This window comes from Calditrichota bacterium, from assembly GCA_014359355.1.
Taxonomy (GTDB): domain Bacteria; phylum Zhuqueibacterota; class Zhuqueibacteria; order JANLFK01; family Oleimicrobiaceae; genus Oleimicrobium.
Genome location: JACIZP010000024.1, coordinates 1 through 4,425, shown reverse-complemented (window position 1 = coordinate 4,425; position 4,425 = coordinate 1). Strand labels below are relative to the sequence as shown.

Sequence of the window (4,425 nt, the reverse complement as noted above, 5' to 3'; positions counted from 1 at the left end):
CTTCTACTTTGCGTTTCTCGGCCCTGGTGAGGAGATACTGTTTCGGGGTTACATCCAGTCACGACTAAATGAGACTTTTGGTCGTCCTTACCGCTTTTTCGGCGTAAGCGTCTTCCTCACTGCGGGCAGTGTCCTTGCGCAGAGTGTTGCTGATAATCTCCGGTCCCGAAGGGCTCTCAGGCCGCAGCAGGCGAACCTTCTTCACGCTGGAGCGGTCGATCTGCTCAATGGCGTCTTCCGTGAGCCGTTGGTCGCGCTCACACAGCAACTCGCCACTTTCTTCGTCGACGATATCCTCTAAAGCGATGTGGTGGAGGTAAGGGCGTAGGTTGTCCGCTTTAGCGGGGACCTCCACGCTCAGGTCAAAAAGGCCGAGGAGCTCGCTGTCGGTGGAATACCCAATGGCGCGCAGCAGAGTGGTCACCGGAAACTTTTTCCGGCGATCGATGTACACGTACATCACGTCGTTAATGTCGGTGGTAAACTCCACCCAGGAGCCGCGCAGGGGGATGACGCGCGCGCTGAAGAGCTTCTGGCCATTGGGGTGGCGCAACTCATCGAAGAAGACACCAGGCGAACGGTGAAGCTGGCTGACCACAATCCGCTCGGCGCCGTTGATGATGAACGTGCCACGCTCCGTCATGTAGGGGATATTGCCGAGATAGACCACCTGCTCGATGGTCTCGGCGTAAGTGTCGTCCCCACTTTCATCCTTGATGGACAAGCGGAGCTTCGCCTTCAGGGGCACCGCATAGGTCACCCCGCGCTCCTGGCACTCCTCGACGCTGTAGCGGGGTCTTTCGACGTAGTACTCCACAAAGTCCAGCCGGAAATTCTCCCGGCTATCGATGATCGGGAACACCGACTGGAATACTGCCTGGAGCCCCTGATTCAGCCGTTTGTCAGGAGGCACATTCGGCTGCAGGAACTCATCGAAAGACTTGAGCTGAACGTCCAAGAGATCAGGCAGCTCAATGGCCGATGCGATTTTCGAGAAAGATTTTCTCGTTACCTGCGCAACGTTCGCCAAGGAAGTCACTTCCTTTCGCTCCAAAAAAAACCTTCAAAGCCCAACCGAGGCCAAGCTGGGGGCTTTTCCGCCTTCTCGCCCCTGGCCTACTTCAGCACGACCGTGGCGCCGGCCTCTTCGAGTTTGGCTTTGATCTCGTTGGCCTCTTCCTTGGAGACGCCTTCCTTCACCGGAGCCGGAGCTCCCTCTACCAAATCCTTCGCCTCCTTGAGGCCGAGATTCGTCAGTTGGCGCACTACCTTGATCACCTGGATCTTCTGTGCCCCGGCAGACTGCAGGATCACCGAGAACTCGGACTTTTCCTCGGCGGCAGGGGCAGCCTCTCCGCCCGCCTGCTGCGCACCGGCCACCGGCGCCGCGGCCACCACCGGCGCAGCGGCAGTAACGCCAAACCGCTCCTCAAGAGCCTTGACCAACTTTGCCAGTTCGAGCACGGTCAGGCCTTCGACGGCCTTGATCACCGCCTCGATCTTGCCATCACCGCCCTTGCCTTCCACGGTCACTTCCTGGGCAGCTTTCTCTTCTGCCATGTTCTCTCCTCCAGAATTACCCATTAGAGCGATGCTTGTCCTTCCTTCTGGGCGCGAATTGCATCAAGCACCCTGACCAGCTGCGCCAGCATCCCATTGAGGGTGTAGACCAACCTGCTGAGCGGCGCATTCATGGTGCCGAGCAGTTTTGCCAACATCACCTCACGCGGAGGAAGGTCACAAATCTCGTCGACACGCGATGCATCTACCAACTCGCCTTCATAAACAATGGCCTTGATGGCCAGCTTGTTCTTCTTCTTCGCAAAGTCCCGGAGCAGTCGTGCGGGCGAACCGGGGTCATCGAAGCTCAGGGCAAAGGCCGTGGGGCCTGAAAGGTGAGGAAGCAACTGCTCAAAGCCCGCCTGTTGCACGGAGCGCCGTGCCAAGGTGTTCTTCACCACCCGGTATTGCACCTTGGATTGCCGCAACGCCTTGCGCAGTTCAGTCACCTCCTCCACGTTGAGGCCCGAAAAGTCAGTCACGTAGATGCCCCGTGCTCGCGCAAGTCCTTCGGTAATCTCAGCGACGACTCGTTCTTTCTCTGGTCTTGCCATTATCTTTCCTCACATCTGCGCACACATCGCGCCAGGGGTGATGCTCATGCCTTCAATTCATCGAGAAGAGCACCGCGGTCGATCTTGACACCCGGGCCCATGGTGCTCGAAAGGGTGACGCTTCGCACATACTGCCCCTTTGCTGTTGAAGGCTTTAGGCGCAGCACCGCCTCCATGAACGCCTTCACATTCTCCACCAGCCTCTCAGCCGGAAAGGAGGCCTTGCCCAGCGGCACATGCAAGATGCCGTATTTATCGACCCGGAAATCCACCTTGCCCGCCTTGATCTCTTTCACTGCTTCGGCTACGTTGAAGGTGACTGTGCCACTCTTCGGGTTAGGCATCAAACCGCGCGGGCCGAGGATCTTGCCCAACTTGCCCACTTGCCCCATGACGTCGGGAGTGGCCACCACGGCATCGAACTCAAGCCAGCCGCCCTGAATCTTCTCCAAGTACTCATCCAATCCGACATAGTCGGCACCTGCGTCCAAGGCTTCCTTCTCCTTGTCCCCTTTGGTGAGGACCAGGACACGCTTGGTCTTGCCCAGCCCGTGCGGCAGGGTCACCGAACCCCGCACCATCTGGTCGGCATGGCGGGGATCAACACCCAGGCGGACGCTTATTTCCACAGTCTCGTCGAACTTGGCGGTGGCAGTCTCCTTCACCAGCTTCACCGCCTCGTCCAGAGGATACTGCTTACTCGCATCTCGCTTGGCAAGGGCCTGCTGAAATCGTTTGCTCCGTTTCATTCCGACTCCGCACAAGTAAGGCGTGGCGTTCAATCCACTACCTTGATGCCCATGCTCCGGGCAGTTCCTTCAATCATGGAAATGGCGCTTTCCAAACTGCTGGCGTTCAAGTCTTCCATCTTCGTCATCGCGATCTCGCGCACCTGCGCCTTGGTCACGGTGCCCACGCGGGTGCGGTTCGGCTCGCCCGAGCCCTTCTCGATGCCGGCTGCCTTCTTGAGCAGCACTGCCGCCGGCGGCGTCTTGGTGACGAAGGTGAACGTGCGGTCAGCATAAATAGTGATGACCACAGGGATGATGTAGCCCACTTTGTCCTGGGTGCGCGCATTGAACGCCTTGCAGAATTCCACGATATTGACGCCGTGCTGACCAAGGGCCGGCCCCACCGGCGGCGAGGGCGTAGCATTGCCCGCGGGGATCTGCAGTTTCACTGTTGCGACGACTTTCTTCGCCATTCTTGCTCCACTACGATTCCAACTCCACCTGCAAGAAGTCGAGCTCCACAGGCGTAGACCTACCGAAAATGCTCACCATGACTCTCAGCTTGTTCTTGTCCTCGTAAATCTCCTGCACCACCCCGGTAAAGTCGGTGAATGGCCCATCGATGACTTTGATTGCATCGCCGACGCGGAACGGCACATGGATGCGCTCCTTAGCGCGCGACTCATCCACCCGTCCCAAGATGCGATCGATCTCTTCGGGGCGCAAGGGCTCCGGCTTTGCCTTGGAACCGACAAAATTGGTGACGCCAGGTGTCTCTAAGACGAGGTGCTGCGTTTCCTTGTCGAGCACCATATTCAGGAAAAGGTAGCCGGTGAAGAAGATGCGATTCTTAGTCTTCTTCTTCCCCTGGCGCATCTCCGTAATCTGCTCGGCGGGGAGAAGGACCTCTTTGATCTTGTGCCGAAGCCCGCTCCTGTCGATCTCGTTATCTAAATAGGCCTTCACCTTGCGCTCGTGACCGGAGAGCACGTGCACGGCATACCATTTTAGCTCTTCATTTTCCAAATCTGCGCGCCCCGAAGATCCATACCTGTCCACGGCCTAACCGGCCAGCCTGAAGATGACCCCAACAATACGGGAAATGATTTGGTCAGTAATAAAGATGAAGACGGCGAACAGCAAAGTGGTGATGATGACGATGGTAGTGGACCCCTTGAGCTCCTCACGCGTGGGCCAGCTCACCTTCGCCATCTCAATCTTCACTTCTCGCAAGAAGTTGATCGCCTTTTCGAACATGGGTCACTCTCTGGCTTTTCCTTGTTGCGAAGAGAGAGCGTTGCGTGACGCTCTCTCCGACGGCAGGCCTGGAGGGACTCGAACCCCCAACCGCCGGATTTGGAGTCCGGTGCACTAGCCAATTGTGCTACAGGCCTGTGCCGCTGCGTACCATCCGTGCTGCGGGGCTATCTGGTCTCCTTGTGCAGGGTGTGATGCTTGCAAAACGGACAGTACTTGCGCAGCTCGAGCTTCGCAGTGTGCTTCTTCTTGTCCTTCGTCGTCGTGTAGTTCCTGTTCTTGCACTCTGAGCATTCTAACGTGATAATCTCTTGCATCGCCGC

Annotated in this window: 8 protein-coding genes and 1 tRNA gene; all 9 read right to left on the bottom strand. The window is 57.6% G+C overall.

Features of this window, described 5'->3' with window-relative positions; translation table 11 throughout:
* Window positions 1-64: 64 nt before the first annotated feature.
* The 9 genes from H5U38_01165 to rpmG all read right to left on the bottom strand — a co-directional run bounded on the left by H5U38_01165 (window position 65) and on the right by rpmG (window position 4,419).
* A complete protein-coding gene (locus tag H5U38_01165; protein ID MBC7185622.1) occupies window positions 65-1,030 on the bottom strand; it encodes a hypothetical protein in 966 nt (321 codons plus the stop codon).
* 86 nt (window positions 1,031-1,116) lie between these two features.
* Window positions 1,117-1,560, bottom strand: coding sequence for a 50S ribosomal protein L7/L12 (gene rplL, locus H5U38_01160; protein ID MBC7185621.1), 444 nt, complete (start codon window positions 1,558-1,560; stop codon window positions 1,117-1,119).
* Between the two features lie 23 nt (window positions 1,561-1,583).
* A complete protein-coding gene (gene rplJ, locus H5U38_01155) occupies window positions 1,584-2,114 on the bottom strand; it encodes a 50S ribosomal protein L10 (GenBank protein ID MBC7185620.1) in 531 nt (176 codons plus the stop codon).
* A gap of 44 nt (window positions 2,115-2,158) precedes the next feature.
* Window positions 2,159-2,863 (bottom strand): 50S ribosomal protein L1, encoded by a 705-nt coding sequence (locus H5U38_01150; protein ID MBC7185619.1) that lies wholly within the window; start codon window positions 2,861-2,863, stop codon window positions 2,159-2,161.
* 29 nt (window positions 2,864-2,892) lie between these two features.
* A complete protein-coding gene (gene rplK / locus H5U38_01145; protein ID MBC7185618.1) occupies window positions 2,893-3,318 on the bottom strand; it encodes a 50S ribosomal protein L11 in 426 nt (141 codons plus the stop codon).
* A gap of 10 nt (window positions 3,319-3,328) precedes the next feature.
* Window positions 3,329-3,871 (bottom strand): transcription termination/antitermination factor NusG, encoded by a 543-nt coding sequence (gene nusG, locus H5U38_01140; GenBank protein MBC7185617.1) that lies wholly within the window; start codon window positions 3,869-3,871, stop codon window positions 3,329-3,331.
* Between the two features lie 36 nt (window positions 3,872-3,907).
* The gene (gene secE, locus H5U38_01135) at window positions 3,908-4,102 is read right to left on the bottom strand and encodes a preprotein translocase subunit SecE (GenBank protein ID MBC7185616.1); all 195 of its coding nucleotides are present in this window, start codon (window positions 4,100-4,102) and stop codon (window positions 3,908-3,910) included.
* 63 nt (window positions 4,103-4,165) lie between these two features.
* Window positions 4,166-4,239: transfer RNA gene (locus H5U38_01130), tRNA-Trp, on the bottom strand.
* Between the two features lie 30 nt (window positions 4,240-4,269).
* Entirely contained in the window at window positions 4,270-4,419 is a 150-nt protein-coding gene (gene rpmG / locus H5U38_01125) for a 50S ribosomal protein L33 (GenBank protein ID MBC7185615.1), read from the bottom strand.
* Window positions 4,420-4,425 lie beyond the last annotated feature (6 nt).